This window comes from Mycobacterium sp. Panama NTM2 (genome assembly GCF_054355555.1).
Genome location: NZ_CM135953.1, coordinates 676842 through 703250 on the forward strand (window position 1 = coordinate 676842; position 26409 = coordinate 703250).

Sequence of the window (26409 nt, forward strand, 5' to 3'; positions counted from 1 at the left end):
CGCTAGGGCACCCGCACCGCAGCCAGCGCCGCGTCGATGACCCGGCCGGGCGTCACGCCCGTACTGGCTGCCTCGAAGCTCAGGATCAACCGGTGCTGCAGGACGCGGTGCGCGAGATCGGCGATGTCGCCGGGCAGGACGTGGGTACGGCCCGACAGCAGCGCCAGCGCACGCGCCGCGGTGCACAGCGCGATGGTGGCGCGCGGGCTCGCGCCGTATTTGACGACGCGGGCGACGTGGGAGGGCAGGTACTTCTCGGCGTCGCGGGTGACGCCGACGAGGCGGCCGGCGTAGAGCATCAGATCCCGGCTGAGGTGCACCTCGCGTACGACGCGCTGGACGGTCCGGATGTCGTCGAGCGTCGCGACGGGGCGAGTGCGGTGCCCCCGGTCGTACAGCCCGGTGTCCCGCCGGATGAGCACCTCGACCTCTTCCTCAGGCGAGGGATAGCTGACGATCTCCTTGATCAGGAACCTGTCGGTCTGTGCCTCCGACAGCGCGTAGGTGCCCTCCTGGTCGACGGGGTTCTGCGTGGCGATGACGAGGAACGGCTCCTCGATCGGATAGACGGTGCCCGCGATCGTGGTCTGGCGCTCTTCCATCGCCTCGAGCATCGCGCTCTGGGTCTTGGCGCTGGAGCGGTTGATCTCGTCGAGCAGCACCACGTTGGCGTGGACGGGTCCGAGTTGTGTGACGAACGATGTGGTCGACGCGTCGTAGACCTGGGTGCCGATGATGTCGCTGGGCAGCAGGTCAGGGGTGCACTGGATGCGGCGGAACTGTCCGTCGATGGATTCGGCGATCACCCGCGCGGCGGTGGTCTTGGCCAGACCCGGCACGCTCTCGAGTAGCACGTGGCCGCTGGTCAGCAACCCGATCAGCAGGGATTCCCGCAGGTGTTGCTGGCCCACCACCTTTGCCGAGAATGCCGTCGACAAGGCGGCGACGACCTGCTGCGCGGCGCGCGCGTCGTCGTCGAACGCTCGGGGTGCGGGGGCTGCGGTCATCCCGCGGTTAATACCACCGGGATCGGGCCGGCAAACGGGCGAGGCAGCGGGACGGGTCTTTATCCTGGTGGGCGTGGCCGAGGGGGTCTCTGTCGCCGCGTCAGCCGAGGGCCAGCGCGGCGGCCACCGCCACCGACCAGACCAGCATCGTGAGGCCCGTGTCGCGCAGCACCGGGATCAGGTCCCGGCCACCCAGCCCGGCGCGCACGGGCCGGGTCGCGCGCACGGCCAGCGGTGTCGCCAGGTACCCGGCGCCGCACGCCGGCGTCGCCACGAAGCACAGCACCAGCGTGAGAAGCACCCAGACCATGAGCAGCCCCTGATACAGCACCCGGGTCCGCGCATCGCCCAACCGGACCGCGAGCGTGATCTTGCCGGTCTCTGCGTCGGTCGGGATGTCGCGCAGGTTGTTCGCCACCAACACGGCGGACGACAGACAGCCCATCGCGACGGCGCACAACACGCCCACCCCGTCGATGCGCAGCGCCTGGGTGAACTGGGTGCCCAGCACGGCGACCAGCCCGAAGAACACGAACACCGCGATCTCGCCGAAACCCAGGTATCCGTAGGGCTTGGAGCCGCCGGTGTAGAGCCAGGCGCCGGCGATGCAGAATGCTCCGACGGCGATCAGCCACGGTGCGGAGAACAACGCGAGCACCATCCCGGCGACCGCGCCGACGGCCAGGCTCACCACCGCGGCCGTGAGGACGGCGCGGGGCGCCGCGAGCTTCGAGCCGACCAGTCGCAGCGGCCCCGCCCGCACGTCGTCGGTGCCTCGGATGCCGTCGGAGTAGTCGTTGGCATAGTTGACCCCGACGATCATCCCGACCGCAACGAGCAGCGCCAGCAACGCTTTCCACCACGACGCCGCATCGAGCCACGCCGCGGCGCCGGTGCCGGCGATCACGGGTGCGACGGCGTTGGGCAGCGTGCGTGGACGTGCCCCTTCCACCCACTGGCCGAATGTCGCCACGAGGTCAGTCTTGCAGGTGCTTGCCGTGGCAGACTGAGCGCATGGACGACCGACTCAGCAAGGGCGAGATCAGCAAGGACATGGTGCAGGAGATCGTCGGTGCGGGTGCCACGGCAGTCGGTGAGGTCGCCTCGATCATCACGACCGCGGTGCGTGATGTCGCGAACGCGATCGGTGGTTTCGCCACGGACGTCTTCGAGATCCGTGACGGCGCCCGGCGCGCCGCGGAGCAGCACGTCGACGGGGAGTGATCCTCACCGCTCGGGCCGTGGGCCGGGACTGCCGACACCCCAGTTCGTCGATCTCGTCGTGGCACGCGCGTAGCGGTCCTGCACCGGCGAGGACACCCGCACGCTGCCCCAGTCGATCTCGGGGTGACCGACCACTCGGCTCGGGATCTCACCGAGCGCCGCGAACTCGCTGAGCCCGGCGAAGGTGCCCCCGATCGCCGGATTGCGATCGTCGGTGAGCCACGGCCGCGGTGACTCGACCACCGTGCGCGGCGTCTGGGCCACGCCGCCGGAGACCACGGCGAGGTCGTGCACGCACGGGAACAGGAAGGCTTGCGGCCAGCTGATCAACACCGGGCCGCTGGCCGCCAAGAAGGTGGACAGCGGAACCGTCGAGCGCAGCCGCGGACCGGTGAAGGCCAACCATCCCCGCTCGTCGGTGCGGTCGTCGGTGGCGTGGATGCGGACCCGATCCGAGCCCGCCGGCACGTCGGCGGCGTCGACCCCGATCGAACGCCACAGCGGCTTGTCGGGCGTCTCGTCGGCTGCGGGCCGATCGACCGGAACGCGCGCACCGGTCGGTGCGACACCCGAGCCTGCGGACGAACCGAACTCCAGGCGCAGCGCGTTGCCATCGGTGATTCGGCCCGACACCGACAGTGCCACGCCGGAGTCGGGGGCGAGCGGGGGCAGCGTGAACCACGGGGTGGTGACGTCGGCGGTGGCGCCCGAGCCGGTCGTCCAGCTGCCCCAGAGGTACTGCGACGTGCCCGAGCCAGGGGCGTCCGGCGGTGGTGCGCCCGGGTAGAAGCCCGCGCCGATGGCGAAACCCAAGTCCGAACTGTCGGATTCGGCGGCGGTGAGCACCTCGCCGTCGGGCAGGACCTCGATGTCGTCGGCCAGCCCGCACACGCGGGTGGACGCGATGCGGTGCAGGTTCGCCAGCGCCAGCGAGCCTTCGGGTCGCCGGATCGGCGCCGCGGCGAACGATGCGACGAGCACGGTCAGCACTGTGCCGAACGCGACCAGGGTCAGCACGGCCGGACCGAGGGCCAGCAGCGGCGCCGGCGTGCTCCGGCGGAGAGTGAGCATCGCGAGGGTCCCCGCCGCGAGCAGCCCGATCCACAGCACGGGGTTGTCGAGCGGCACATCGGCGGGCCGGATCGGGCTCGACGCCCACGGCAGGTCGTACAGGTTCGGCAACCACCAGGCGTTCGGTCCCGCGAAGGCCAGCGCGACGGTCGCGGCCAGCAGCACCGATCCGACGACGCCGACGACGACCTCGCGCCGGCCGGCAGCACGGGACCGGCGCGCCAGCGCCACGACCGCGACCGTCACGAACGCCGCGACCACGCCGGCGCCCGCGCCGAAGTGGTAGGACCACTTCGACGGCACCACGGCGAACAACGCGAGCATCACCACCAGGACGGCCGCGAGTCGTCGCATCGCCGCGGCCGTGCGGTCACGGCGGCGCAGTGCCAGCAGCGTCGCCACCGGCAGCAGCGCGACACCGACCAGGATCGGCATCCGCTTGGCGAAGCTGCCCTGCTGGTCGGTCTGCAGGAGATAGCGGTACCGCGTCGGCTCCTCGTACCACGGCAGCGACGGCCCGAAGAAGGCGTGCCAGTCGGTCGCGGTGACCAGCGCGTCCCAGGTCTGGTCGGCGAAGATCACGGTGAGTCCCACGGCGCCGACGGCGCCCACCAGCGCGGCGACGGTCAGTCGCGAATGAGGTCCGTCCCGCGCCGCCGCGCGCAGCCGGCCCGCGAAGACCAGGACCGGGGCGAGCACGAGCACCCCCGTCGGGCTGATCGGCACGGTCAGCGCGCAGACGAGCGCCAGCCAGCCCAGCGAACTCGGGGTGCGTGCGCGCCAGGCGAGCGCCAGCGCGGCAGTCAACCCCAGGGCGACGAAGGACTCCGGTCGCGTGCCGAGGTTGAACGGCAGCCACGCGCACAGCAGGGCCAGCGCTGCGAGGATGCGGACCCGGGCCGTCGCGGCGATGGTCGGCAGCGCCGCGGCGAGCACGCCCCGGCTGAGCACGAACCAGGTCGCCGTCGCGAGCACGGTGCTGGGCAGCCGCAGCCACAGGGGAGCGATGCTGACCTCGGTCAGCGGGGCCAGCAGTTGCTGGCTGAAGGCGAACGGCACCTCGGCCGCATCCCACCACCGGTAGTAGTTCCCCGGGTTGCCGGTCATCGCGGCATGGCGGGCGATCATGGTCGCCCACCCGTCGTCGACGGCGAGCGGGCCGATCACCGCCCAGCCACAGAACGTTGCGATCACCGCTGCGTCGATCAGCCACAGCCGGGACCACCTGCTCGGGAGCGGCAACGGGGCGCCTCGACCGGAGCGCAACAGAACCAACGCCGCGCCAGCGGCGAGCAACTGCACGGTCAGCAGCGCCGCCTTGATCGCCGTCGGCGTCGTCGTGAACGGAGCCGCGATGACCGCTTTCACGGAAAGACCCTCGGCTGCGGCGGGATCGAGGTCGGTGTGCATGCCGAACACTCGAGGCACCGGCTGGCCGGCGAGTTGGGTGACTCGGCCGTCGGCCTGGGTGATCGAGACCCCCGCGGGGCCGGCCTGGAAACGGACCGCGCAGTCGGTCCGACCGGGCAGGGGCACGCGCACCTCGACATCGCCCGTCCGCAGCGTCGCGCCGCCCTCGCCGTCAGTGATCGACAATCCACCGGTTCCGGTGTCCAGCACGCTGACCGCGGTCGGCGACACGGTGCGTAACGCCGCACACGGCACCGTCGCCGTCAACTGCTGGGGGCGGTAGGGCACCACGAGTGCGGCGCTCGAGACGGTCGGCTGCCCGGGGGCGGGCCAGCTGATGGTCGTCGTCTCGGTGATGACGGGTGCGAACGGCAGCGCCAGCCCACTCACGACACCGACGAGCCCGATCAGCGCAGCGATCCAGGTCCGAGGGCTCCGCTGTCGGTGTCGCATGGCTGTCGGCCAGCCTGCCGAGCCCGGGGCGGTTTTCCCCGCACTCGGGCCGAGACGTCACGCCACCGTCACCGTCGCAGCGGCAATCGCATGCACCACAATGGTCTCCAGTGTTCGACAGACGTGAGGAGCAAGTGAGTGCTGGGAGTCATCGGCGGCAGCGGGTTCTACTCGTTCTTCGGTCCCGACGCGCGGACGGTGAATCTCGACACGCCCTACGGTGCACCGAGCGCGGCGATCACCATCGGGACGGTGGGACAGCACGAGGTCGCGTTCCTGCCCCGGCACGGCGTCGACCACGAATTCTCTCCGCACACCGTGCCGTACCGCGCCAACATGTGGGCGTTGCGTGCGCTGGGGGTGCGCCGCATCTTCGGCCCGTGCGCCGTCGGCAGTCTCGACCCGGCGCTCGGTCCCGGCGCGATGGTGGTGCCCGACCAGCTCGTCGACCGGACGTCCGGCCGTGCGGACACCTACTTCGACTCCGGCGGCATCCACGTCGGCTTCGCCGATCCGTACTGCCCGACGCTGCGTGAGGCGGTCACCGGACTGCCCGACGTCGTCGACGGCGGCACGATGGTGGTGATCCAGGGCCCGCGCTTTTCCACCAGGGCGGAGAGCCAGTGGTTCGCCGGACAGGGCTTCCATCTGGTCAACATGACCGGCTACCCGGAGGCAGTGCTCGCGCGTGAGCTGGAAATGTGTTATGCAGCAATAGCTTTGATCACCGACCTGGACGCGGGCATCGAGTCGGGGGGTGGCGTGACGGCGGTCGACGTGTTCGCCGAGTTCGAACGCAACCTCGTGCCGTTCAAACAGCTCGTGCACGAGGCGATCGCCAATGTCGACTCCGAGCGCACGTGCACCCACTGCCTGCCGCACGCCGGCGTCACGCTGCCGTTCGAGCTGCCGTGAGGGTGCTGCTGACCGGCGCTGCCGGCTTCATCGGTTCCCGCATCCGGGCCCAGCTCGCCGATGCCGGGCACGACGTCGTCGCGATCGACGCGATGCTGCCCGCCGCCCACGGGGAGGGTGCCGAACTCCCGGCCGGGGTCACACACGTCGACGTCCGGGACGCGGCGGCCGTTGCGCGCGTGCTGGACGGCGTCGACGTGGTCTGTCATCAGGCAGCGGTCGTCGGGGCCGGGGTGAACGCTGCCGACGCGCCCAAGTACGCGTCGCACAACGACGTGGGCACCGCGGTGCTGCTGGCGGAGATGTTCGCGGCCGGCTGCCGACGTCTGGTGCTGGCGTCGTCGATGGTGGTCTACGGCCAGGGGCGGTTCGTCTGCCCCCAGCACGGCGACGTCGAACCGCAGCCGCGTCGACGCGAGGATCTCGACGCGGGCATGTTCGATCACCTCTGCCCGGTCGGCGGTGAGCGGGTGGACTGGGCGCTGGTCGACGAGGACGCCGCGCTGCGGCCGCGCAGCCTGTACGCGGCGAGCAAGGTGGCGCAGGAGCACTACGCGCTGGCCTGGACCGAGTCGACGGGTGGTTCGGTCGTCGCGTTGCGCTACCACAACGTCTACGGGCCGGGTATGCCGCGCGACACCCCGTACTCCGGCGTCGCCGCGATCTTCCGCTCGTCTCTCGAAAAGGGCGACGTGCCGAGGGTTTTCGAGGACGGCGGGCAGATGAGGGACTTCGTCCACGTCGACGATGTGGCGGCGGCCAACGTCGCGGCTATCGAGGCGGATGCACGGGGCTTCGACGCGTTCAACGTGTGCTCGGGGCGCCCCATCTCGATCATGGACGTGGCCACTGAACTGTGCGCTGCGCGAGGTGACGTGACCCCGGTCGTGACCGGGCAATACCGCAGCGGCGACGTGCGACACATCGTCGCCTCTCCCGCCAAGGCGGCGGAGGTGCTCGGCTTCCGCGCGGCGGTCGACCCGGCCGATGGCCTGGCCGAGTTCGCCACGGCACCGCTGCGGGGCCTTCCCTCTTGACACCTGTCAAAGCCATACTGTGCCCATGAGCTCAGCGTTGTGCGACCAGTTCGGTATCGACTTCCCCCTCTTCGCGTTCAGCCACTGCCGGGATGTGGTGGCCGCGGTCACCAACGCCGGCGGGTTCGGCGTGCTGGGCGCGACGGCGTACAGCCCGTCGCAGCTGGATCGCGAGCTGGCGTGGATCGACGATGCGGTGGGCGGCAAGCCCTACGGTGTGGACCTGATCGTGCCGGCGAAGTTCGAGGGCAAGGGGGAGAAGCTCTCGGGCGCCGACCTCGCCTCCCGGATCCCCCAGAGCTACCGCGAGCTGGTCGACGATCTGCTGCGCGCGCACGACATCGAGCCCGAGCCGGAGCGGCGGCTGGGCGGTTCGTCGTTGTCGGGCAACACCGGCCCGGAGCTTCTCGACGTGGCGCTGACGCACCCGGTGAAGCTGATCGCCAACGCACTCGGCGTACCGCCGGACTACATGATCGAGGCGGGCAAGGAGCGGGGCATCCCGGTCGCTGCGCTGGTGGGCGCCAAGGAGCACGCGGTCAAGCAGGTCGCCGCGGGGGTGGATCTGATCGTCGCGCAGGGCACCGAGGCGGGCGGCCACTGCGGCGAGGTGAGCACGCTGGTCGTCGTGCCTGAAGTGATCGAGGCCGTCGAAGGCGCGGTGCCTGTGTTGGCGGCCGGCGGCATCGTGACCGGACGGCAGATGGCCGGCATGGTGGCGATGGGCGCGGCCGGGGCGTGGACCGGTTCGGTGTGGCTGACCACCGAGGAGGCCGAGACGGCGCCGCACACGGTGGCCAAGATGCTGGCCGCGTCCTCCCGCGACACCGTGCGATCGGCGGGCCGTACGGGTAAGCCCTCGCGGCAGCTGAAGTCCGAGTGGACCGATGCGTGGCTGCCGAGCGCGCAGGGCCATCAGCCGCTGCCGTTGCCGTTGCAGTCGATGCTGTGCGAGCCGGTGATCCGCCGCATCGACGTGCTCGCCGCCCAGGGGCACGAGGGTGCCCAGGCGCTGGCCACCTACTTCGTCGGCCAGGGCGTCGGGCTCATGAACAAGGTGAAGCCGGCCCGCGAGGTCGTGCGCGAGTTCATCGAGGACTACCTGGCTGCCGCGGAGCGCCTGAACACCTCACTGCCCGGCTGACCCACCCGCGACAGTGCTTTCTCGGTAGCTGCGCAGCAATCGCCGCTACCGCCACGGCACTCTCGCGGAAGCCCTCTCAGTCGACGGCCAGCGGCAGCCGCACCTCGAAGCGGGCTCCCGTCGGCAGGTTGTGCGCCGACAGCGTGCCGCGGTGTGCCTGCACCAGCCCGGCCGCGATCGCCAGACCCAGCCCGGAGCCGCTCGGGAGCGAGGAGTCGGCGCGCGGCACCCGGCTGTTCGAGCCGCGGTAGGCGACGTCGAACACCCGCGGCAGGTCGGCCTCGTCGATGCCGACGCCGGTGTCGTCGACGCGCGCCCACGCGCTGTTCTCGTCGGCGCCCAGCGCCAGCTCGACCCTGCCGCCTTCGGGTGTGTGCGCGATCGCGTTGGCCACCAGATTGGACAGCACCCGCACCAGCGCCCGATCGCTGCCGACCACCCGCACCGGCTCCTCGGGCAGGTTCGCCTCGAGCTGTACGCCTGCGCGTTCGGCGGCGATCCGGTGCGCGGCCAGGACGTCGTCGACCACCTCGTCGAGCGCGACCTTGTCGAAGGACGGCGTCAGCGCGCCTGCGTTGATCTTCGACATCTCGAACAGGTCGTCGACCATCTCGGACAGGCGTACCGATTCGTGCTCGATGTGCTTGGCGTGCACCCGCACCTCGTCGTCGGGAACCACGCCGTCGGCGATGGCCTCGGACACGGCGCGGATGCCGGCCAGCGGCGTGCGCAGATCATGACTGACGAATGCGACGAGCCGGCGCCGCGAATGCTCGGCGGCGCGTTCGGAGTCGCGGATCTCGGCTTCCCAGACCGTCCGCCTGGCCTGGTAGCGGCCCAGCATCACGGCGGCGGGGATCGTCACCACCGAGACGATGACCAGCACCACCGCCGTCCGCTCGAATGTCTCGGTGATCATGAACCCGCTGGCGCCGATCACCCCGGCCAGCGTCGCGAGCAGTGGGATCAGGACGAGCATCACCATGCTGACGGCCAACGACCACGTCCGCGCCAGCCGGATCATCACCCCGCCGACCAGGACCACCGGCACCGAACATGCCAAGGCCCAGCCGACGATCTCCCAGAATTCAGTCGTCGGCATCCGGGCTTCCGGCGCTCGGCTCGTCGGAACCCTCGGAGGCCCACATGTACCCGCGACCCCACACCGTCTGCACCCGATGGCGGTCGCCGAGCTTGGATCGCAGCCGCTTGACGTGCACGGTGACCGTGGACAGGTCACCGAAGTCCCAGTGCCACACCTGCTTGAGCAGGTCCTCGCGGGTGAACACGGTGTCGGTGTGGGTGAGGAAGAACAGCAGTAGGTCGAACTCCCGGTTGGTGAGGCTCACCGGTTTGCCCGCCGAGCTGACGGTGCGCGCAGCGGTCGACACGGTCAGCTCTCCGGCCCGCAGCTCCATGGGCAGCACGCCGGGGGCAGCCGGGGCGCGGCGCAGCACCGAGCGCACCCGCAGCGCGAGCTCACGCGGACTGAAGGGCTTGGTCAGATAGTCGTCGGCGCCCGCCTCGAGCCCGGCGATGCGATCGTCTTCTTCGCCGAGAGCGGTCAGCAGGATCACCGGCACGGCGTATCCGCCGCGTTTGCGCAGGTTGCGGCACAGCGACAGACCATCCGGCCCGGGCATCATCACGTCGAGAACGGCCACGTCGATGCGCTGGGAGCCCAGGAGACGCAGCGCTTCGGTGCCGTCGTGCGCGGTGGACACGTCGAGTCCGTCGCGTTCCAGGTATCGGCGCACGACATCCCGGACGACGTCATCGTCGTCGGCGATCAGCACACGGGTCACCCCCCGAGGTTAGCTGGACGCGGCCACTACCTGCACCTATGTCACGCATTCGTCAGGCTTGCCGCTCGCGCCCACCGCCCTGCTGGCCTAGCGTTGCGAGCTATGCCCGACAGTCCGGTCACGGTGGTGCTCCCGTGCCTCAATGAGGCCGAGTCGCTGCCGGGGGTGTTGGCGGCGATCCCGGCGGGGTACCGCGCTCTGGTGGTGGACAACAACAGCACCGACGCGACGGCGCTGGTGGCCCGGCGATGCGGTGCCACCGTGGTTGCCGAGACGACGCCCGGGTACGGGGCTGCCGTGCATGCGGGGGTGGAGGCGGCCGAGACGCCGATCGTGGCGGTGCTCGACGGCGACGGTTCGCTGGACCCGCTGAATCTGCCCACCCTCGTCGACGACGTCGAGCGGGGCGCCGACATGGCCATCGGCCGGCGCCGCGCCACCCCCGGGTTGACGTGGCCCTGGCATGCGCGACTCGGCACCGCGGCGGTGTGCTGGCGGCTGCGCAGCCGCTACGGCCTGCCGGTGCACGACATCGCGCCGATGCGGGTGGCCCGCCGCGACGCGCTGCTCGGCCTCGGGGTCACCGATCGCCGCTCGGGCTATCCGCTCGAGCTGTTGGTGAAGGCGGCGCAGGCGGGGTGGACCGTCGTCGAACGCGACGTCGCCTACGGCCCCCGCACCGGCGGCACCTCGAAGGTGAGCGGCTCGATGAAGGGCAGTGCCGTCGCGGCACTCGACTTCATGAAGGTGATCCGGTGACGGGCACGTGTCTGCTGGTGGTGGCCAAGGCTCCGGTGCCGGGCCTGGCGAAGACGCGGTTGGCGGCCACTGTCGGTGACGCGACGGCCGCCGATATCGCCGCGGCCGCCCTGTTGGACACCCTGGACGCGGTGGCGGGCACCTCTGCCGATGCGCGCGTGGTCGCGATGACCGGCGATCTCGCCGCCGCGGCCCGCTCCGCGGAGATCCGGGACCGGCTAGGCGATTTCGTCGTGGTTCCCCAGCGCGGGGAACACTTCGCCGATCGGCTGGCCAATGCCCACGTCGACGCCGCCGCTGCGACCGGGACGACCGCGGTGGTGCAGATCGGGATGGACACGCCCCAGGTGAGCCCGGATCTGTTGGCCGAGTGCGTCGACGGGTTGCGCGACGACGACGCCGTGTTGGGGATGGCCCGCGACGGCGGGTGGTGGGTGCTCGGCGTGCGCGTCGCCGCGGCCGCGGACTGTCTGCGGGAGGTGCCGATGTCGGCACCCGACACGGGTGCCGTAACGCTGGCTGCGCTGCGGGACACCGGGTTGTCCGTGGGGCTGGTCACCGAACTCGCCGACGTCGACACGATCGACGACGTCGAGGCGGTGCGCAGCGCCTGTCCGGCGGGCTCGCGATTCGCCCGGATCACAGCGACGGTGGAGGCCTGATGTTCGGACAGCTCTACGACCGAGCCCTGACCGGGGAACGATGTTGGGTGCGCCGCGACGACGGCCGGGTGAGCCGGTTGCCGGTGCACAACTGGTTGGGCGGCAGGCACGCCGACGACCGGTTCGACACCGCGGTCGTCGACATGTGCGAGGGCCCGACGATCGATTTGGGTTGCGGCCCTGGCCGTCTGGTGTCGTACCTGGTGCAGCGCGGCGTCCCCGCGCTCGGGGTCGATCTCTCGCCGACCGCCGTGCGGCTGGCGCGCAGCAGTGGAGCGCCCGCGCTGCACCGCGATCTGTTCGAGCCGTTGCCGGGGACGGGCCGCTGGCAGACCGTGCTGCTGGCCGACGGCAACATCGGGCTCGGCGGCGACCCGGCGAGGGTGCTGCGCCGGGCCGCCGAGCTGCTGCGCAGCGGCGGTCGCTGTCTGGCCGAATTCGATTCCGCGGCAATAGGAATCGATGTCGGTTGGGTGCGGTTGGAGTCATCGAGCACCATCGGGCCGTGGTTCAAGTGGGCGTCGGTGGGTATCGACAGCATGCCCGCGCTGGCCGCAGAGGTGGGTCTCGCGGTCGCAGGCATCCGGCACATCGGCACGAGGGTGGTCGCCACCCTCGCCGCAGCGTGACGCGCTTCTCGACGCTGCGCGGCACCCCGATCACCGCCCGGGTCGGGCTGGCACTCGGTGTCGCCGTGGGGATCTGCTTTCTGACCGGGCTGATCAGCCACCTCATCCAGCACCCGCAGCCCTGGTTCTGGTGGCCCACCCGACCGGTGTGGCTCTACCGCTTCACCCAGGGTCTGCACGTCGCCAGCGGCATCGCGGCGATTCCCCTGCTCGTGGTCAAGCTGTGGTCGGTGTGGCCGAGACTGTTCGAACGGCCGTTGCTCGGCGGCCCGGTCCGCGCGCTGGAACGGCTCTCCATCCTCGTCCTGGTCGCGTCGATCATCTTCCAGCTGAGCACCGGTCTGCTCAACACCGCGCAGTGGTATGTCTTCGGATTCTTCTTCACCACAGCGCATTACGCGGTCGCCTGGGTCGCGGTCGGCGCGGTCGTCGTGCACATCGGGGTCAAGCTGCCGGTGATCCGGCGTGCGCTCGGCGAACCTCTCGACGACCCGAAAGTGCGCAGCTCCGGGCCGACCCGGCGCACCGTGTTGATCGGAACGTGGCTGGCGGTCGCGGCAGCCACCGTGGTCACCGTGGGGCAGACGGTCCCGCTGCTGCGCCGGGTCTCGGTGCTGGCGCCGCGTTCGGGTCAGGGGCCACAGGGGCTTCCGGTCAACCGCTCGGCGATCGCGGCGGGCGTGATCGCCGCGGCTCGGTCACCGCAGTATCGGCTGACCGTGGTCAACGGCACTCGCAGCCGCGAGTTCAGCGTCGCCGAACTCGCCGCTCTGCCGCAGAGCACGCACCGGCTGCCGATTGCATGCGTGGAAGGGTGGAGCGTCGACGCGCAGTGGTCCGGGGTGGTGCTCGCCCAGTTGCTCGCCGCGGTCGGCGCGTCCCCGGACTCCGATGTCCGGATGATCTCGCTCGAAGGCCCGGGGCCGTACTCCCGAACCGTGCTCCCGACGCAGCACGCGCGTGACGACCTGACGCTGATCGCGCTGCAGTTGAACGGGGAGACGCTGAACCTGGACCACGGCTACCCGTGCCGGCTGATCGCGCCCTCGCGACCCGGTGTGCTGCAGACGAAGTGGTTGACGCGGATCGAGGTGGTGCCGTGACGGTCGTACGAACGGTGTTGGTGGCCGCGGGCCTCGCGCTCGCGGGCTACGGTGCGCTGCTACTCGTCGACTTCTCGACGGCGGTGTTGATCCGCATCGCGATCTGGGCGGCGGCGGGCGTCATCCTGCACGACTTCGTGTTCGCTCCGCTGTGCGCCGCACTGGGTTTCGCGGGGCGGCGCCTGATCCCGGCCGGGTGGCGCGCCCCGGCGGGGATCGCCGCGCTGTGCAGCGTGGTGCTGGCACTGCTGGCGGTGCCGGTGTACGACAAACCGGGTATGCGGCCGGACAACATGACGGTGCTCGACCGTGACTACGTGACCGGGTTCTGGGTCGCGCTGGCGGTGGTGTGGGTGTTGGTGCCGCTGTCGGTTCTCGCGCGGCGGCTGCTACCAGTTAGTCAGGATGAAATGGTTGATCGCCAACGCCCCGATGACGTTGAGCGCCAACCACCAACGGTGTGACCGCCGCGGCAGCAGAGCCGCCGCGGCCACCAGCCACACCATGAACGGCAGCCAGATGCGCTCGGTCTCGGCCTTGCTCAATCGGGACAGATCGGCGGCCACGATGGCCAGCAGGGCACCGAGCACCACCAGGTGCAGCCCGCTGCGACGGCGCAGGGCAGCGAGATCGAACACCCGGGCCAGGCCGGCCACGCTGCCGAGGCCGATTGCGCACACCACCGCGGCAAGGTTGCCCCACCCCCAGTAGGCGAACGGCCGGTCGTTGGCGATGCCCTGCCAATATCGCTCCTGCACGAGGTGGTAGCCGTCGAGCCACCAGAATCCGGCGGCCGCGAAGATCGCCACCACCAGCAGCGCGCCCAGCACCGCCGGCACCAGCGCGGTCAGCAGCGCCCGTGTACTGCGCGCAGTGATCAGCACCGCCACCGCAGGCAGCGCGATCAACCCCAGGCCGTAGTTGCAGAAGATGCCCCAGCCGAGCAGCAGCCCGGCGCCCGCCGCCGCGACGAGGGGCCACCGCGCCGTCCCGGTGACCGCGAGGGCGAGCAAGGCGATGCCCCAGGCGGCGACCCCGGCGAAGTAGCCGTCGGCCGACACCGCGATCCAGATCGCCGTCGGCGCCACCGCGACGAACGGGGCGACCCGGCGTGCGGTGTCCTCGTCGCTCAGCGCGCGCGCGGCGACGACGATCGCGGCAGCGGCGCTGGAGCCGGCCACCAGGCACAGCAGTCCGGCCCACGCCCCACCGCCGAGCCCGATGCGATCCAGCCACACGAACGTCAGCAGTGCGCCCGGCGGGTGCCCGGAGACGTGGGTGATCCAGGAGTCGGGCTGGTAGTCCAGGATCCGGCCGGCGAAGGTGCGGACGGCCTCGCCGACGTCGTCGATCGTCGGCACCTGGCGCAGGTATTCGTGGCGGGCGGTCAGCCGCCCCGCGAAACCGCGCTGCCAGCCGTCCACCATGGCGAGGCTGAAGGCCCACGCACAGGATGTCGCCCACGCCGCCCACGGCACCGCGCGCCACGGCAGCCGCGCGGCCAGCGCAGGCCCCCACAGCACCGCGGCCAACCCGATCGCGATCGCCGGGACGGTGCCCGGGCCCACGTGGGCGTTCCACCATCCGAAGATGGGTGCGGTGTCGGCGAAGTCGCGGAACCGGTCCGGGCCCGCGTTGAGCAGCGGGGTGACCACGGGCAGATGCAGGCGCGGCACGACGAAGGCCGCCGCCACCAGGATCACGGCGCAGGTGACGGCCACTGCTTCTCTGCGAGACACGGACATCCCCGACAGCCTAGGGACCGCGACCCCGTCGCAGGTCTGACAGGTCGGTGACGGCCGTTTCACCTCGACGAACGCGGGGGTACCGGAACATATCGCTCGTGGGCGCACATCTGGTGGTGTGTGCGGGATTACATCGAGTCGGCATTCGGATCGGACGCGGGGCGACGACTGAAGACCTGTAGGAACACCGACACATCACCGTAGGAGGACCATCATGACCACCCCCACCACCACCGTTGCCAAGGCCGGCTCCGGCCCGCTGGTGACCACCCAGGGCAGCACCACCATCGCCGATGTCGTGGTGTCCAAGATCGCCGGTCTGGCCGCGCGCGAAGTCCACGGCGTGCACGACCTCGGCGGCAACGCCAGCCGCGCCGTCGGCGCCCTGCGTGACCGCATCCCCGGCGCCTCGACCAACTACTCGCAGGGCGTCTCCGTCGAGGTGGGTGAGAAGCAGGCCGCAGTCGACCTCGACATCGTCGCCGAGTACGGCGTCTCGATCTCCGACGTGGCAGCGGGTATCCGCCGTAACGTCATCGCAGCGCTGGAGCGCATGACGGGCCTGGAGGTCGTCGAGGTCAACATCACCGTCCACGACATCCACGTGCCCGACGAGGATGGTGACGACACCGAGGACCGGTCGGGCCGGGTCGAGTGACGGACTACGGCAGCGACGTACGGCAGAGGAGAGAGACGATGACGACAGCGACAGTCGGCATGCTGGCCGGGGTGCTTCTCGGAGTGGCCGCCGCGGCCGGTGGATTCACCGGCTTCCTCATCGCGTTCGTTCTCGGCGCGATCGGGTATGTGATCGGGGGCCAGCGCGACGGCGAGTTCGACGTCACGAGCTGGCTGCAGGGCCGGGGCCGTGGCTGAGGAAGGCACCGCCGTCGTCGATGAGGAGGCTGCGGTCACCGATCCCGGTGACCGCGGCAGCCTCCGGGTCCGCGACCGCGCGATCGAGCACCTGGTGGAGGCTGCCGTGCTCACCACCCCCGGAGTGCGGCGGCACGGCCGAGCGTTGACCAACCTGGTCGGCCACGACCTGCCTCGCGTCGACGCCGTCGTGGCAGCCGACCACGTCCGCACCGCGGTCGAAATCGCCGTCGAATGGGGCCGGCCCCTGGCCGCGCTGTCGGCGGATGCACGTGAGCGTGTCAGGACAGCCCTGCGCGACCACGCGGGGTTGGCCGTGGACGGCGTGACGGTGCACGTGGCGGCGATCATCCCGCCCAGTACTGAGAGGAAACTGTCATGACCACAGTGAACGAGACTGTGGGAGCCGAAGCGCCGCAACGTTCGTCCGTGCGTGCGGCGCCGGTTCCGGTGGCGGCGGCCGGGGCGAGCAAGGTCGCGGTGGTGCTGGCGATCCTGCTGGCCGCACTCGGTGTGGTCGCTGTGCGCGACGCCGCCATCGGGCTGGGCTGGGCCTCTGGCTCGACGTGGCTTCCTGCTGCTGCCGCCGCCGTGGACGGTGTCGAACCCGCCGGTTGGCTGGCGGTCGCCGGCGTCGCGGTGCTGCTTTGCGGTCTGGTGTTGACCGCGACCGCCCTGGCGCCGCGTCGGCGCACGGCGGTGGCCGTCGCCGCGCAGACACCGATGTACCTGACCGTCGACTCCGTCGCGGCACTGGCGGGTGCTGCGGCTCGCGAGGTCGCCGGGGTCGTCGACGCGCGCGCCTCGGCGTCGCGGCGTCGCGTCGTCGTGCGCTGTCGCGTCACCCGCGACGACGCCGACGCGATGCGCCGTAGCATCACCGACGCGGTGACGCGCAGATTGGCCGTGCTGCAGAGCCCGCCACGCATTGTCGTCCGCACCCGAACGGAGGAGATCCGATGAGCCGCGCCGCTGTCGCGTTCGACCGCGTCGTGACCCTGCTGACCGGCATCGCCATGGTGGCGCTCGGGCTGGCTGCAGTTGCCTGGACCCGAGGGGACCTCGGCGCCGGGCGAGCCCTGACGACGCCGCTGGCCGGCTGGACGTCGGCGCCGTGGTGGCCGTGGGCGCTCGGCGGTGCCGGGGTCGTGCTGATCCTGGCGGCGCTGCGCTGGCTCGCCGCGCATCGCTGGCCGGCCAAGGCAGCCCGGGTCGATGTGAGCGGTGACGCCACCGCGACCGCTGACACGACCTCGGTGGCCTCCGCTGCCGCTGATGTGTTGGCTGCCGATCCGGCCATCCTCAAGGCCTCCGGAAGCGCCACGCGCAACCACGGGCGCCCCACCGTGACGCTCACCGTGCGGGTTCCCGCCCGGTCCGGTCTGTCCGCCGCCATCACTGCTGCAGACGACACCGCCCGCACGGCCGTGGCGATGCTCGGCGGCAGTGTCGCGATCCGCACCGTTCTGCGCGTCGACGCCAAGGCCGGAACCGTCGTGCGATGACGGCTGGCGAGCAGACGAGCGCCGTCCTCGAGCCGGGTGTGACGTGCTGGCGCAGTGAACGCGCCGGCACGTTCAGCCGGCTCGTCGACGGTGCGGACTACCTCTATTACGTCAAAGAGGCGATGCTCAACGCACGCCGCCGCATCATGCTGATCGGCTGGGACCTGGACGCGCGCACGGCGTTCGAGCCGACCGGTTCGACGCTGAGCGGGCCCGACACCCTCGGGTTGTTCCTGACCTGGCTGGTGTGGCGGCGCCCCGAGCTCGAGGTGTATCTGCTCAAGTCGAACCTGAACCTGCTGCCCGCACTCGACCAGTTCTGGTTCGGTCTCACGCCTGTCTCGCTGGTCAATCGATTCACGTTGCCCCGCATGCATTTCGCGGTCGACGGGGCCCGGCCCACCGGCGCCGTGCACCACCAGAAGATCGTCGTGATCGACGACGCGGTGGCGTTCTGCGGCGGCATCGACCTGACGCTCGGCCGCTGGGACCGGCGTGATCATGCCCGTCGCGACCGCGGCCGATCGTCGGCAGGGCACACCTACGGACCTCGTCACGAAGTGGCGGCTGTGGTCGACGACGCCGCCGCGCTGGCGCTGGCCGAGGAGGCCCGGCGACGATGGTGCGACGCGACAGGAACCGACCTCGATCCGGTGACCCCGGTGGGGCCGACGTGGCCGCGGGGGTTACGCCCCGACGTGCGCGACGTGGACGTCGCGATCGCCCGCACCCTTCCTTCCTTCGGGTCGCGCGCAGAGGTGCGTGAGGTCGAAGCACTCAACCTCGCCGCGATCGCCAGCGCCCGCTCCGTGATCTATCTGGAGAATCAATATCTCGCCTCGCGGCGCCTGGCTGACGCACTCGCGGCCCGGTTGCGCGAACCCGACGGCCCGGAGGTCGTGATCGTCCTGCCCCGCAGCTCGGAGAGTCGCCTCGAGCAGGAGTCGATGGACAGCGCGCGCGAGCGGCTGCTGCGAATGCTCTGGAAAGCCGATCACCACAACCGATTCGGTGTCTACTGGCCGGTGACCACCGGAGGAATGCCGGTCTACGTACACTCCAAGGTGATGGTGATCGACGACCGCCTACTGCGGATCGGCTCGTCGAATCTGAACAACCGATCGCTGGGCTTCGACAGCGAGTGCGATGTGGCCATCGAAGCCGGCGAGCGCACCGACGTGGCCCATGAAATCCTGCTCACGCGAGACGATCTCGTCGCCGAACACCTCGGCGTCTCCGTCAGTGACTTCCGCCGGGAGTTGGAGCGCCGCGGTTCCTTCCTGGCCGCGGTCAACGCCCTGCGCGGCACCGGTCGTTCACTGCGAACGTTCACCCGCTACATGGTGTCGAGGGAAGCCGGGCCCTTGGGCGAGAACGACCTGATGGACCCCGATCATGTGCCGCCCTCCCTCCTGGAGGGACTGGCCAGCATGGTGACCGGGCTGGTGTTGTGGCCGGTGGCCCGCGTCTACCCGAACATCGTGTCGCACATCACCTCCTGGGCACGTACGGAATCCGCCGACGCAGACGACCAAGTGATGTCAGCGCCCAGAGGGGGCGCTCATCACGAGAAAGGGTGAAACAAATGGGTTTCATCGACAAGGCCAAGAACGCCGCTGAGGATGCCGTCGGCAAGGCCAAGGAAGTGGTCGGCGACGTCACGGGCAACGACGACCTGAAGGCCGAAGGCCAGAAGGATCAGGGCGTCTCGGGCGCCAAGAAGGTCGGCGAGAACATCAAGGACAGGCTCAGCTAGTCGCCCACGGTGAATCGGCGGATGAGTTCGCGTCTGTCGATCTTGCCGATACCGCGCCGCGGCAGCTCGGCGACGACGTGCACCTCCCGGGGTGCCGCCGTCGCCGGAAGGTCCGCAGCGACATGCGAACGCAATTCGGGCAGCGTGATCGTCGCCCCGTCCGTCACGACGACGGCCGCGACGACACGCTGCCCCAGTCTTTGGTCGGCCACCCCGAACACCGCGCACTCCGCCACCGCGGGGTGGCTGGCCACCGCCGCCTCCACGATCCCCGGCAGCACGGTCAGCCCGCCGGTGCTGATCGCATCGTCGACGCGACCCAGGACCCGCAGAACCCCCGAGTCATCCAAAGCGCTAATGTCATCCGTGCGGAACCACCCCGGTTCGACGAACGGGTCCGGTGTGATCGGGTTGCGGTAGCCCAGCGCCACCGTCTCGCCGCCCAGAGAGATGCGGCCGGACCCGTCGAGGGCCACCTGCACCCCGGTCAGCGGCATGCCGTCGTAGACGCACCCACCCGCGGTCTCGCTCATGCCGTAGGTTTGGATCACCGGAACGCCTGCGGCAGCGGCTTTCTCGGCCACCGCCGCGGGCATCGGACCGCCGCCGATCAGGACCGCATCCAACGAGGCCAGCGCATCGGCGGCCGCTGGGTCGTCCAGTGCTTTCGTCAACTGGGCAGCGACCAGTGACGCGTAGCGCCGGCCCGTACCCATCACCGAGACGGCCAGGGCCAGGTCGGCCGGCGGCGCATTGGCTGGGATCGCGACCGGCGTGGTGCCGGCCACGACGCTGCGGACGAGCACCTGGAATCCCGCCACGTGATAAGCGGGCAGGGCCAACAACCATTTCCCCGGCCCGCCGAGCCTCTCGTGCGTGGCGTGCGCACTGGCCAGCAGCGCCGAGGTGCTCAGCAGTGCGCCCTTGGGAGTTCCGGTCGTGCCCGATGTCGACAGCACCGCCGCCACCGCATCGGCGATCTCGTCCCCGGCGCGCAGTGCCCGGGCCAGCATCGCGGACTGGTCCGGATCCTCGGCCGGTACCGGAAGCAGACTGGCCCGGTCCTGCAGCGCCGCTTCGACGTCGGGCAGCGCAGCCAACGCCGCGACGCCGGCGGCCACGGGAAGCGGGCGCAGGGTGGCTATGGCGTGTCCTCACTGTCGCGCGGATCATCGAGCGGCCAGCCCTGCGCGGCGAGCCGTTCGCGCACCCGCTCGACGTCGTCGGGGGACGGCAAATCGTCGGTGATCTGGGTGATCAGGACGCCGATGTCGACGGTGTCGATGCCGGGCGGGTCAGAGGGAGAGGAACCGTCGGTCAGGGCGGCCACCACGGCTTTGACCTCGTCGTCGGTCAGCCGGCGGCGCAGGAGCGCCAGCAGCGGGATGCGATCAGGGCCGGGCACCCCTTCGGGATAGCCGGCCGCGACCCACGCCACGATCCTTGCCAGGAATTTGGTCAACGTCTCATCTCCCGTGCAGACGTCGGGGCGAGGTGCCCTCGGCAGCTCGATAGTAGCCGCGGGCCGGTCCGGAGGGTGTTCGGCGGCGCGGGGACACAACGGTTGCCGGCGCCAAGATGAACAGCAGATGAACACCTGGCCCGCTTTGGAAAAAGTGCCATGTGGCACCTCGGTTGGGGGCCTGTGTCGATTAGTCAAAAACGATTGCGGGCCAGCAGAATCATCACCATGAGCGGAGAGCTGATCATCCTCGTGCTGTTGATTGCCACGGCGCTGGCATTCGACTTCACGAACGGGTTCCACGACACGGGGAACGCGATGGCGACGTCCATCGCGACCGGTGCGCTCAAGCCCAAGACGGCGGTGATCCTGGCCGGCGTGCTCAACCTCGTCGGTGCGTTCCTGTCGGTCGAGGTCGCGATCACGATCACCACGTCGGTGCTCAAGATCCAGGACAGCAAGACCGGTTCGCTGGTGGCGGGGATCGACGCCTCCACGGGGTTGACGATCATCTTCGCCGGCCTCATCGGCGGCATCCTGTGGAACCTGCTCACCTGGCTGTTCGGCATCCCGTCGAGCTCGTCGCACGCGCTTTTCGGCGGGCTCATCGGCGCCGGCCTCGCCGCGCTCGGCACCTCCGGGGTCAACTGGAGTGGTGTGATCAGCAAGGTCGTCATCCCCGCTCTGGCGGCGCCGTTCATCGCCGGGCTGGTCGCCGCATGCGGCACCTGGCTGGTCTACCGCCTCACCCGCAGCGTCCTGAAGAAGCGCCGTGAAGAGGGATTCCGCTGGGGCCAGATCGCCACCGCTTCGCTCGTCGCTCTCGCGCACGGCACCAACGACGCGCAGAAGACGATGGGCGTGATCGCCCTCGCGTTGATCACCACCGGCCACCTCACCGGCAACGTGAAGGAGGACGGTCTGCCGTTCTGGATCATCGCGTCCTGCGCCCTGGCCATCGGACTGGGCACCTACATCGGCGGTTGGCGCGTGATCCGCACCCTGGGCAAGGGCCTGGTCGAGATCGAGGCCCCGCAGGGCCTGGCCGCCGAGGCGTCGTCGGCCGCGATCATCCTGTCCTCCAGCGCCGCGGGCATGGCGCTGTCCACCACCCACGTCGCGACCGGCTCCATCCTGGGCAGCGGTGTCGGCAAGCCCGGCGCGCAGGTGCGCTGGGCCGTCGCCGGCCGGATGGCCACCGCATGGGTGATCACCCTGCCCGCCGCCGGCATCGTCGGCGCGCTCTCGTTCTGGCTGTCGCACATGGTCGAGAAGATGACCGGTAACGCGCTGGCCGGTGACGGTCTGATCTTCGTCATCCTGGTGGCCCTCTCCGGCTACATGTACTGGCGTGCCCAGCAGCAGAAGGTCAACCACCACAACGTCAACGCCGACTGGGACGAGGCCACCAACTCGGTGGTCCCCGCCGACGCGCGCGCCCTCACCCAGGCCGCCGACAAGGCCACCGACAAGCCCGCTGCCTCGGTGTAACCGGGCAACGAGACAAGGAACGTACATGTCCTATCTGGAAGCGATCCTCAAGGTGCTCGCCGTGGGCCTCGTCCTCGGTGCCGGCCTCCCCGCGCTGTTCGCCGTCGGGCTCGTCGCCTACTCCCGCGGAGCCGGCGGCGCCGAGGCCGACGGAACGGTCGACGCCCCCAACCCGGCGCTCAAGGCACTCGGTCTACTGCTGTTCGCCATCGTCGCCGTCGTGATCGTGATCGGCATCCTCTACATCACCAAGGGCACCATCAACCACCACTTCGGGTTCAACCCCGTTCCCTTCCTTCCCGGAAAGTGAGCTGATCGCGATGGCCGAGAACAGTTTCAGCAACATCCTGACCTGGCTGCACGACGGCTATCCGCAGGGTGTGCCGCAGAAGGACTACTTCCCGTTGCTGGCGTTGCTCTCGCGCACGCTGACCGAGGAAGAGGTCGTGAAGGCGGCCCAGACCGTCCTCAAGGGTTCCAACTCCGATGAGGTCACCGAGCAGGAGATCCGTGCGGCCATTCACGTGGTGACCGACAAGGAGCCCAATCCGGAGGAGATGCACCAGGTCGCATCCCGTCTGGCATCGGTCGGCTGGCCGTTGGCGGCGCCGGCACGCTAGCCGCGGGTGTCGCGACGCAGCGGGTGCTCGTCGGGCACTTCGACGACGATCAGCAGTACCCCGTCCGGGTCGTGGACGTGCATCTCGAGCAACCCCCACGGCTCCTGCCGTGCCTCTCGGGAAATCTGAATTCCGCGCTGCCGCAACGTATCTTCGGTCGCGGCGAGATCACGGACCTGCAGCCACAGCGCCCCGGGAAACGGCGGTGCCCCCGCGGTCGGCTTCCCGTGCCCGGCGATCTCGATCAGAGACTGGCCGGCGTGGAACACGGTGCCCCCGGGATACTCGCGGGCGATCGCCAACTCGAGGCCGTCGCGGTAGAACGCCAGGGAGCGGTCGTAATCCGCGGGCCGCAACAGCACCCTGCTGGCCAGGATCTCCATGGCCCGTGTCTATCACGTCAGCCGACGGGCTGGCTGTGGCCTCGCCAATAGGGTTCCCGCACAGTACGTTTCAGGATCTTGCCGCTCGGGTTGCGGGGTAGCGCATCGACGAAGTCGACGCTCTTGGGGAGCTTGAAGCCCCCGAGATGCCCGCGCGCGAAGTCGATGAGGGCGTGCTCGCTCGGGTGTGCTCCCGCCGCGGGCACCACGACGGCTTTGACCGCCTCGCCCCATCGATCGTCGGGCACCCCGATCACGGCGACGTCGGCCACGTCGGGATGGGTCATCAGCACGTTCTCCACCTCGGCGGGGTACACGTTCTCCCCGCCGGAGACGATCATGTCCTTGATCCGGTCGTGCAGGTACAGCCGCCCTCGGGCGTCGAGGTAGCCGGCGTCGCCGGTCCGTAGCCAGCCGTCGGGGGTCAGTGTCGCCGCGGTGGCCTCCGGGTTCTGCCAGTACCCCAGCATGTTCTGCCGCGACTTCGTCCACACCTCACCAACGGCACCGGTCGGCACGTCCAGCCCGTCGGGGTCGGTGATGCGCACCTGCACCCACGGATACGGTGTGCCGCAGGATCGCATCGTCTCGGCGCTCAACTCGGACGCCGCCAGCTGAGTGATCGAGCCGGTGGTCTCGGTCATCCCGTACACCTGGGCGAACACTGCGCCGAACCGCTCCACCCCGCGCCGCAGCACATCGTCGCTGATAGGGGAGGCGCCGAACACCACGATTCGCAGGCTCGACACGTCGGCCGTCGCGATGCCCGGGGTGTCGAGCAGCATCCGCACCACCGCCGGCACCACCAGCATGTTGGTGACGCGATGGGTGTCGATCGCGTCGAGGATCGCCACCGGGTCGACGTCGCGCAGCACCACGGTGCGCGCGCCGTGCCACAGCCCGGCGAACGCCCAGCCGGAGCCGGCCATGTGGAACAGCGGCATCACGGCCATGCTGACCGCGCCGGGGTCCAGCAGCCACGGGCCCGCCACGCCGCGGGTCTTGCAGACGTAGTTGGCGTTGGAGAGCATCGCGCCCTTCGGCCGGCCCGTCGTCCCCGAGGTGTACATCAGCAGGACGAGGTCGTCGGGGCCGGTGACCACTCCCGGATCGATCGCGGGGTGGGCGCGCACCCAGTCGTCGAAGGCCGGCCAACGGGGATGGGCGCCGATCGCGATGACATGCGGGCCCAGTTGTGCCTCGATGGCTTCGACGTGGGCGAAGAAGTCGCTGCCGACGATGACGACGGCGGCCCCGCAGTCGTCGAGAATGTGCGCCATCTCTGCCGGCGCGAGCCGCCAGTTCACCGGCACCCCGACGGCCCCCAGCTTGGCCAGCCCGAAGATCACGTCGAAGAACTCGACGCCGTTGCGGTCGATGAAGGCCACCCGGTCACCGCGGCCCACACCCATGGCGGCGAACGCCTGGGCCACCTGGTTGGAGCGGGCGTCGAGCTCGCCGTAGGTGATGGTGCGGTCGTCGACGATCAGTGCGGGGGCGTCGGGACGCTGCCGGCCGTGCCCCCGGACGACATCCGCCAGGCCAGCGAACGTCACTGCCGTGGCTGCATGCGCTGACGCTTCATGATCGTGTCGACCGCCGCGGGGGCGATGCTGTTGATCGCGTGCGCGGTGACGGCGATGCGGGGAGCGATGCTGACGGGGCGATGCCGCGCGGCGGTGACGATCCAGCCTGCCGCCTCGCTCGCCGAGAGGCCGGGCAGCCCGTCGTAGGCGCGCGTCGGGGCGATCATCGGAGTCTTCACCAGTGGGTAGAACAGCGTCGTGGCGCGCACGCCCCGGTCACCCCACTCCGTTTCGATGATCCTGCTGATCGACGTCAGCGCCGCTTTTGAGGCGTTGTACGCCCCGAACAGCGGCGGCGACTCGGTCTTCACGCCCCAGGTCGAGACGTTGATGATGTGCCCATCGCCCCGCTCGAGCATGCCGGGCGCCAGGCCGCGGATCAGCCGCATCGGGCCGTAGTAATTGAGCGTCATCGTGCGTTCGACGTCGTGCCACCGCTCCAGGGACTCCTCCAGCGGCCGGCGGATCGAGCGCCCGGCGTTGTTCACCAGGATGTCGACGCCGCCGAACTCGGCGTCGACGGTGTCGACTAGCGCGTCGATCGCGTCGAGGTCGGACAGATCGCAGGCGTGGGCACGCGCGCTGCCCCCGGCGACGGTGATGCGGGTGACCAGCTCGTCGAGGAGCTCCTGCCTGCGGGCCACCGCGATCACCGTCGCGCCGCGGCGGGCCAGCTTCTCAGCCGCGGCCTCTCCGATGCCCGATGAGGCGCCGGTCAGCAGGATGCGCTTGCCGGCCAGGTCGACGATCTCCCGGTCGGGCCGATACTGCAGCAAGGTGGGGATCAGCGGCGGCCGCATGCTCGTCAACACGACCTGCTCGGCCAGCCGCCGCAGCGGATTGCGTGCCATGGGGATCTCCTGCTGTCAGAAGTAGCGGGGGAACGGGGTCCAGTCGGGGTCGCGCTTCTCCAGGAACGCATCACGCCCCTCGACGGCCTCGTCGGTCATGTACGCCAGCCGGGTCGCTTCCCCGGCGAAGAGCTGCTGGCCCACCAGCCCGTCCTCGGGAAGATTGAAGGCATACTTCAGCATCCGGATCGCCTGCGGTGACTTCCCGTTGATCTCCGAGGCCCACTGCAGCGCAACGGTTTCCAGCTCAGCGTGGTCCACGACCTCGTTGACCGCGCCCATCGCGTGCATCTGCTCGGCGGTGTAGGGCCGGCCGAGAAAGAAGATCTCGCGGGCGAACTTCTGCCCGACCTGGCTGGCCAGATACGCCGATCCGTACCCGGCGTCGAACGAGCCGACATCGGCGTCGGTCTGCTTGAACCGGGCGTGCTCGCGCGAGGCCAGCGTCAGGTCGCACACCACGTGCAGCGAATGGCCGCCGCCGGCGGCCCAGCCGTTGACCAGACAGATCACCGGCTTCGGCATGAACCGGATCAGGCGCTGCACCTCGAGGATGTGCAGCCGGCCGGCGCGCGCTGGGTCGACGGTCTCGGCGGTGTCGCCCGAGGCGTACTGATAGCCCGAGCGGCCGCGGATGCGTTGGTCACCGCCCGAGCAGAACGCCCAGCCGCCGTCCTTGGGCGACGGGCCGTTCCCGGTCAGCAGCACGGTCCCGACGTCGGAGCTCATCCGGGCGTGGTCGAGGGCGCGATACAACTCGTCGACGGTGTGCGGGCGGAACGCGTTGCGCACCTCCGGCCGGTCGAATGCGACGCGCACGGTCGGCTGGCTGACGTGCCGGTGGTAGGTGATGTCGGTCAGGTCCTCGAAGCCGGCGACCGGCTGCCACAGACTGGGATCGAACGGGTTGCTCAC

General features: G+C 70.3%; 31 protein-coding genes. 19 read left to right on the plus strand and 12 right to left on the minus strand.

The features are described from left to right. Positions 1-2: 2 nt before the first annotated feature. Both ACXYX3_RS03335 and ACXYX3_RS03340 read right to left on the minus strand, forming a co-directional pair. Positions 3-1007 carry an AAA family ATPase gene (locus ACXYX3_RS03335; RefSeq protein WP_458610135.1) on the minus strand — a complete coding sequence of 335 codons (1005 nt, stop codon included), beginning with the start codon at positions 1005-1007 and terminating at the stop codon, positions 3-5. 100 nt (positions 1008-1107) lie between these two features. Beyond that, a complete protein-coding gene (locus ACXYX3_RS03340; protein ID WP_458610136.1) occupies positions 1108-1980 on the minus strand; it encodes a 1,4-dihydroxy-2-naphthoate polyprenyltransferase in 873 nt (290 codons plus the stop codon). Between the two features lie 41 nt (positions 1981-2021). Here ACXYX3_RS03340 and ACXYX3_RS03345 point away from each other — a divergent pair, with 41 nt between their 5' ends. Next, positions 2022-2231, plus strand: coding sequence for a hypothetical protein (locus tag ACXYX3_RS03345; protein ID WP_241205189.1), 210 nt, complete (start codon positions 2022-2024; stop codon positions 2229-2231). A 3-nt stretch (positions 2232-2234) separates the two neighbouring features. Here ACXYX3_RS03345 and ACXYX3_RS03350 read toward each other — a convergent pair whose 3' ends face one another. Then, positions 2235-5165 carry an arabinosyltransferase domain-containing protein gene (locus ACXYX3_RS03350; protein WP_458610137.1) on the minus strand — a complete coding sequence of 977 codons (2931 nt, stop codon included), beginning with the start codon at positions 5163-5165 and terminating at the stop codon, positions 2235-2237. 138 nt (positions 5166-5303) lie between these two features. Here ACXYX3_RS03350 and ACXYX3_RS03355 point away from each other — a divergent pair, with 138 nt between their 5' ends. From ACXYX3_RS03355 to ACXYX3_RS03365, 3 genes are read left to right on the plus strand one after another with little or no spacing between them, the layout of a single operon-like run. Further along, entirely contained in the window at positions 5304-6080 is a 777-nt protein-coding gene (locus tag ACXYX3_RS03355) for an S-methyl-5'-thioadenosine phosphorylase (protein WP_241205191.1), read from the plus strand. Further along, the gene (locus ACXYX3_RS03360; protein ID WP_458610138.1) at positions 6077-7117 is read left to right on the plus strand and encodes an NAD-dependent epimerase/dehydratase family protein; all 1041 of its coding nucleotides are present in this window, start codon (positions 6077-6079) and stop codon (positions 7115-7117) included. The genes ACXYX3_RS03355 and ACXYX3_RS03360 overlap by 4 nt, the downstream gene beginning before the upstream one ends. Before the next feature lie 25 nt (positions 7118-7142). Next, positions 7143-8261 (plus strand): NAD(P)H-dependent flavin oxidoreductase, encoded by a 1119-nt coding sequence (locus tag ACXYX3_RS03365; RefSeq protein WP_458610139.1) that lies wholly within the window; start codon positions 7143-7145, stop codon positions 8259-8261. Between the two features lie 76 nt (positions 8262-8337). Here ACXYX3_RS03365 and ACXYX3_RS03370 read toward each other — a convergent pair whose 3' ends face one another. Then, complete coding sequence (locus ACXYX3_RS03370) at positions 8338-9363, minus strand: sensor histidine kinase (protein WP_458610140.1); 1026 nt, start codon at positions 9361-9363, stop codon at positions 8338-8340. Next, positions 9350-10066 carry a response regulator transcription factor gene (locus ACXYX3_RS03375; RefSeq protein WP_241205195.1) on the minus strand — a complete coding sequence of 239 codons (717 nt, stop codon included), beginning with the start codon at positions 10064-10066 and terminating at the stop codon, positions 9350-9352. Before ACXYX3_RS03375 ends, ACXYX3_RS03370 begins: the two co-directional genes overlap by 14 nt. Before the next feature lie 102 nt (positions 10067-10168). On the opposite strand from ACXYX3_RS03375, the gene ACXYX3_RS03380 reads away from it, so the two are divergent. The 5 genes from ACXYX3_RS03380 to ACXYX3_RS03400 are packed head-to-tail and all read left to right on the plus strand — an operon-like array spanning position 10169 to position 13683. After that, a complete protein-coding gene (locus ACXYX3_RS03380; RefSeq protein WP_458610141.1) occupies positions 10169-10825 on the plus strand; it encodes a glycosyltransferase family 2 protein in 657 nt (218 codons plus the stop codon). Beyond that, positions 10822-11487 carry a TIGR04282 family arsenosugar biosynthesis glycosyltransferase gene (locus tag ACXYX3_RS03385; RefSeq protein ID WP_458610142.1) on the plus strand — a complete coding sequence of 222 codons (666 nt, stop codon included), beginning with the start codon at positions 10822-10824 and terminating at the stop codon, positions 11485-11487. Before ACXYX3_RS03380 ends, ACXYX3_RS03385 begins: the two co-directional genes overlap by 4 nt. Further along, entirely contained in the window at positions 11487-12116 is a 630-nt protein-coding gene (locus tag ACXYX3_RS03390; RefSeq protein WP_458610143.1) for a methyltransferase domain-containing protein, read from the plus strand. The genes ACXYX3_RS03385 and ACXYX3_RS03390 overlap by 1 nt, the downstream gene beginning before the upstream one ends. Then, positions 12113-13219, plus strand: a complete 1107-nt coding sequence (locus tag ACXYX3_RS03395; RefSeq protein ID WP_458610144.1) for a molybdopterin-dependent oxidoreductase — start codon at positions 12113-12115, stop codon at positions 13217-13219. Before ACXYX3_RS03390 ends, ACXYX3_RS03395 begins: the two co-directional genes overlap by 4 nt. Continuing rightward, positions 13216-13683 carry a hypothetical protein gene (locus ACXYX3_RS03400; RefSeq protein ID WP_458610145.1) on the plus strand — a complete coding sequence of 156 codons (468 nt, stop codon included), beginning with the start codon at positions 13216-13218 and terminating at the stop codon, positions 13681-13683. The genes ACXYX3_RS03395 and ACXYX3_RS03400 overlap by 4 nt, the downstream gene beginning before the upstream one ends. Here the strand turns inward: ACXYX3_RS03400 and ACXYX3_RS03405 are convergent. Beyond that, entirely contained in the window at positions 13609-14964 is a 1356-nt protein-coding gene (locus ACXYX3_RS03405) for a hypothetical protein (protein WP_458610146.1), read from the minus strand. The two genes, ACXYX3_RS03400 and ACXYX3_RS03405, sit on opposite strands and share 75 nt — an antisense overlap. A 214-nt stretch (positions 14965-15178) precedes the next feature. On the opposite strand from ACXYX3_RS03405, the gene ACXYX3_RS03410 reads away from it, so the two are divergent. The 7 genes from ACXYX3_RS03410 to ACXYX3_RS03440 are packed head-to-tail and all read left to right on the plus strand — an operon-like array spanning position 15179 to position 19101. Beyond that, a complete protein-coding gene (locus ACXYX3_RS03410; protein WP_458610147.1) occupies positions 15179-15622 on the plus strand; it encodes an Asp23/Gls24 family envelope stress response protein in 444 nt (147 codons plus the stop codon). Between the two features lie 38 nt (positions 15623-15660). Continuing rightward, positions 15661-15840: a hypothetical protein gene (locus ACXYX3_RS03415; RefSeq protein ID WP_241205203.1), complete on the plus strand. Its 180-nt coding sequence runs from the start codon at positions 15661-15663 to the stop codon at positions 15838-15840. Continuing rightward, complete coding sequence (locus tag ACXYX3_RS03420) at positions 15833-16222, plus strand: Asp23/Gls24 family envelope stress response protein (RefSeq protein ID WP_458610148.1); 390 nt, start codon at positions 15833-15835, stop codon at positions 16220-16222. Before ACXYX3_RS03415 ends, ACXYX3_RS03420 begins: the two co-directional genes overlap by 8 nt. Further along, positions 16219-16803 (plus strand): DUF6286 domain-containing protein, encoded by a 585-nt coding sequence (locus ACXYX3_RS03425; protein ID WP_458610149.1) that lies wholly within the window; start codon positions 16219-16221, stop codon positions 16801-16803. Before ACXYX3_RS03420 ends, ACXYX3_RS03425 begins: the two co-directional genes overlap by 4 nt. Beyond that, on the plus strand, positions 16800-17345 hold the full coding sequence (locus tag ACXYX3_RS03430) for a hypothetical protein (protein WP_458610150.1): 546 nt from the start codon (positions 16800-16802) through the stop codon (positions 17343-17345). Before ACXYX3_RS03425 ends, ACXYX3_RS03430 begins: the two co-directional genes overlap by 4 nt. Then, positions 17342-18925: a phospholipase D-like domain-containing protein gene (locus tag ACXYX3_RS03435; RefSeq protein ID WP_458610151.1), complete on the plus strand. Its 1584-nt coding sequence runs from the start codon at positions 17342-17344 to the stop codon at positions 18923-18925. The genes ACXYX3_RS03430 and ACXYX3_RS03435 overlap by 4 nt, the downstream gene beginning before the upstream one ends. Before the next feature lie 5 nt (positions 18926-18930). Then, a complete protein-coding gene (locus ACXYX3_RS03440) occupies positions 18931-19101 on the plus strand; it encodes a CsbD family protein (RefSeq protein ID WP_458610152.1) in 171 nt (56 codons plus the stop codon). On the opposite strand, the gene menE is transcribed toward ACXYX3_RS03440, so the two are convergent. Then, a complete protein-coding gene (gene menE, locus ACXYX3_RS03445; RefSeq protein ID WP_458611967.1) occupies positions 19098-20246 on the minus strand; it encodes an o-succinylbenzoate--CoA ligase in 1149 nt (382 codons plus the stop codon). The genes ACXYX3_RS03440 and menE overlap by 4 nt on opposite strands. Next, entirely contained in the window at positions 20243-20563 is a 321-nt protein-coding gene (locus ACXYX3_RS03450) for a DUF3349 domain-containing protein (protein ID WP_241205208.1), read from the minus strand. The genes menE and ACXYX3_RS03450 overlap by 4 nt, the downstream gene beginning before the upstream one ends. A gap of 228 nt (positions 20564-20791) precedes the next feature. On the opposite strand from ACXYX3_RS03450, the gene ACXYX3_RS03455 reads away from it, so the two are divergent. The 3 genes from ACXYX3_RS03455 to ACXYX3_RS03465 are packed head-to-tail and all read left to right on the plus strand — an operon-like array spanning position 20792 to position 22674. Next, positions 20792-22054, plus strand: coding sequence for an inorganic phosphate transporter (locus ACXYX3_RS03455; protein ID WP_458610153.1), 1263 nt, complete (start codon positions 20792-20794; stop codon positions 22052-22054). A gap of 25 nt (positions 22055-22079) precedes the next feature. Then, positions 22080-22364, plus strand: a complete 285-nt coding sequence (locus ACXYX3_RS03460) for a hypothetical protein (protein WP_458610154.1) — start codon at positions 22080-22082, stop codon at positions 22362-22364. A 10-nt stretch (positions 22365-22374) separates the two neighbouring features. Further along, complete coding sequence (locus ACXYX3_RS03465) at positions 22375-22674, plus strand: DUF3349 domain-containing protein (RefSeq protein ID WP_221361388.1); 300 nt, start codon at positions 22375-22377, stop codon at positions 22672-22674. Here ACXYX3_RS03465 and ACXYX3_RS03470 read toward each other — a convergent pair. The 4 genes from ACXYX3_RS03470 to ACXYX3_RS03485 are packed head-to-tail and all read right to left on the minus strand — an operon-like array spanning position 22671 to position 26409. Next, entirely contained in the window at positions 22671-23057 is a 387-nt protein-coding gene (locus tag ACXYX3_RS03470) for a VOC family protein (protein WP_458610155.1), read from the minus strand. The two genes, ACXYX3_RS03465 and ACXYX3_RS03470, sit on opposite strands and share 4 nt — an antisense overlap. A gap of 17 nt (positions 23058-23074) precedes the next feature. Further along, a complete protein-coding gene (locus ACXYX3_RS03475; RefSeq protein WP_458610156.1) occupies positions 23075-24613 on the minus strand; it encodes a long-chain-fatty-acid--CoA ligase in 1539 nt (512 codons plus the stop codon). Beyond that, positions 24610-25494, minus strand: a complete 885-nt coding sequence (locus ACXYX3_RS03480; protein WP_458610157.1) for an SDR family oxidoreductase — start codon at positions 25492-25494, stop codon at positions 24610-24612. The genes ACXYX3_RS03475 and ACXYX3_RS03480 overlap by 4 nt, the downstream gene beginning before the upstream one ends. A 15-nt stretch (positions 25495-25509) precedes the next feature. Continuing rightward, complete coding sequence (locus ACXYX3_RS03485) at positions 25510-26409, minus strand: 1,4-dihydroxy-2-naphthoyl-CoA synthase (RefSeq protein WP_458610158.1); 900 nt, start codon at positions 26407-26409, stop codon at positions 25510-25512.